Source organism: Butyrivibrio sp., from assembly GCF_017940685.1.
Lineage (GTDB): Bacteria > Bacillota > Clostridia > Lachnospirales > Lachnospiraceae > Butyrivibrio.
In genome coordinates this window covers 1-2,472 of record NZ_JAGAYD010000246.1, presented here as the reverse complement: position 1 = coordinate 2,472, position 2,472 = coordinate 1, and the positions used below count along the sequence as shown (strand labels likewise).

3 protein-coding genes are annotated in these 2,472 nt (G+C 42.6%); all 3 read left to right on the top strand.

The window, feature by feature from the left end; translation table 11 throughout:
- The first annotated feature begins 163 nt into the window (after positions 1–163).
- The 3 genes from J6I68_RS14860 (at position 164) to J6I68_RS14850 (ending at position 2,047) form a co-directional block, all read left to right on the top strand.
- A complete protein-coding gene (locus J6I68_RS14860) occupies positions 164–607 on the top strand; it encodes an aconitase X swivel domain-containing protein (protein WP_292221460.1) in 444 nt (147 codons plus the stop codon).
- Positions 608–652: 45 nt separating this feature from the next.
- Positions 653–1,606: a GTP-binding protein gene (locus J6I68_RS14855; protein WP_292221458.1), complete on the top strand. Its 954-nt coding sequence runs from the start codon at positions 653–655 to the stop codon at positions 1,604–1,606.
- Positions 1,607–1,720: 114 nt separating this feature from the next.
- The gene (locus J6I68_RS14850) at positions 1,721–2,047 is read left to right on the top strand and encodes a hypothetical protein (RefSeq protein WP_292221457.1); all 327 of its coding nucleotides are present in this window, start codon (positions 1,721–1,723) and stop codon (positions 2,045–2,047) included.
- Positions 2,048–2,472 lie beyond the last annotated feature (425 nt).

Below are 2,472 nucleotides of genomic sequence, written 5' to 3'. Positions count from 1 at the left end.
CATGAGCATTGGTTCCTTTTTTTTAGTCTGTTTGGCGATAGACATTATACCAAAAAGGGAGGTCAATGCTCTTTTTATTTAAACCTCCCGAAAATAAAGGATTTAGTAACAAAAAAGGGGTGTCAGATTTGACACTACCCACAGGACAGGGGAGGAACTAATTATGAAAGAGTTTAAAGGAAGAGTTGTAATTCCAGGGGAGTGCAGTGCTACAGCGCTTGTGTCTCACGGAGGTTTCAATACACTTGCAAGTTATCAGACAAGCTTTCTTACTGGGGACAAAAAAGCGACCTGCTCCGACCAGAATAATCCGGATATTTACAAAAAACCTATGGCAGGGGTAGCTCTTTGCCTTCCACAGACCATAGGCTCCACAACAGGCGGAATGATCCTGTTTACTGCAGCGGATTACGGAAGACAGCCTGCCTGCATGTTGTTTGCAAATCCTATAGATTCTATCGGGGCTGCGGGAGTTCTTTTGTCAGATATATGGACAGATGCCAAAATGCCAACAATTGACAGCCTTGGAGAAGAATTCCTCTCCTACGTCAAGACTGGAATGAAGATAAACGTTAAGGATGGCGGCGTTGTAGAGGTTGAAGACTGAGTTTCTATGCGCTGTTATCGCGAAAAGGGTGGATATTTTTAGGATATGGTAAAGATTGATCTTATTACCGGTTTTCTTGGCTCAGGAAAGACCACATTTATAAAAGAATATGCCAAATATCTCATTGAAAAAGGCGAAAAAATAGCCATAATCGAAAACGACTATGGGGCAGTCAACATCGACATGGTGCTTCTTCAGGATCTTCTGGGAGATAACTGCAACCTTGAGATGATAGTTGGCGGAGATGGTAAGGAAGCCCACAGGCGAAGGTTCCGCACAAAGCTGATATCCATGGGCATGAGCGGATATACCAGGGTTATCATAGAACCTTCAGGGATATATGATGCGGATGAGTTTTTCGATGTTCTTTACGACGAGCCTTTGGACAGATGGTATGAGATCGGGAGCGTCATCGGAATAGTAGATTCAGAGTCCGCCATGATGCTTGAAGACACCGCAAGATACCTGTTCATGTCGGAAATAGCCTGGGCAGGGAAGCTTGTTTTTAGCAAGGTGTCCCAAGATACCGATACGGTGGCCATCACAGACTTTATCAACAAGACCATGGAAGAGTATGGCTGCAGTGCCAGATACGACCAGGGAAAAGACATAATAACTAAGCCTTTTGATAAGCTCACAGGGCAGGATCTTGAGAAGATCGAAGGTGCGGGATATAGAAAATCTTCGTATCCCAAGCTTGCCCTTGAAGAAAAACAGTATCTTCCGCTGTTTTACTTTGATGTTGAGATGCCAAAGGATACGCTCCTTAGCATAACAAGATCTCTTTTTGCAGATGAAAAAGCCGGAAAAGTGATAAGAGTAAAGGGATTTGTTAAGACTTCAGAGAACTCTCAGCTTGAAATAAACGCAACAGAAGCTGAGATAAAGACAAATCCGGTAGTAAGCAGCAGAAATGTCATCATAATAATTGGTGAGGACCTCCAGAAAGACTATATAAATGGGATCTTGAAGGACTACTGCAAGGTGGTATCCTTGTAAAATCGGTGTTTTTGGCCTTAAAAAATCAATAAACGTTCACAAATTCTGGCTCCGCGCGTGATATAATTATTAAAAATTGGGGTGTGCTATTAAGCACGGGGGAGAAACTAAATAATGAACGTTGATATGAAGGTCTTTGTAGGGCTATTAATTACAGGCATCATCTTTATCATCTTGGGGGCAGCGTGTCTTAGCTTCTCAATCTTTGGAAGAAGACACAGTGAAAGTCAGCGTGCTCATGGACCATTTGGGGTATTCCTTATTTTTTTGGGAATGGTTCTTGCTATGGCTGACACTCTCAGTGTCAACGCCTTTATGGCGGCTGTATTCGGACTGCTATTGGCTATTGTGTTATTTCATTACGGGATCAATTCAATCCGCAAGAAAAAACAGGCTGAGAACAAGGCAAAGGCTGCAAAAAACAACCGTTCAATTGCATGAAAAATAAAAATTGGAGCGAGTACGCTCCAATTTTTTTAGAAAAAGCTGAATACTACAAGGCGGGATCATCCCCACTTCTTGAATTATAACGTCCACTGGAAATCACTCAAGTGGCTTTCACGGCATATCCTCGCAGATACTAGGTGTTATCAGCAATTTAGCTGATCTTACCCGGCCGTATCTGCTGCGGTATTCCATGATCCACTTGACCGATTTCCGGTGGACGTTTTTGGGTAATCAAGCGGGGATGATGAAGGCGCGGGAGGGGGTGAATTGGTTTCTAGCGTGGGTTAAATAGTGGAATTCAGACTGAATGGCTTATTTTCTTATCTCAGTCCGTAAAAAGATGGCCAATATCAATTGTTATTAAATTGTATTACGGACTACATAGTGTTTTTTGAGTGCACAGTCCGTAAAACGGTTTT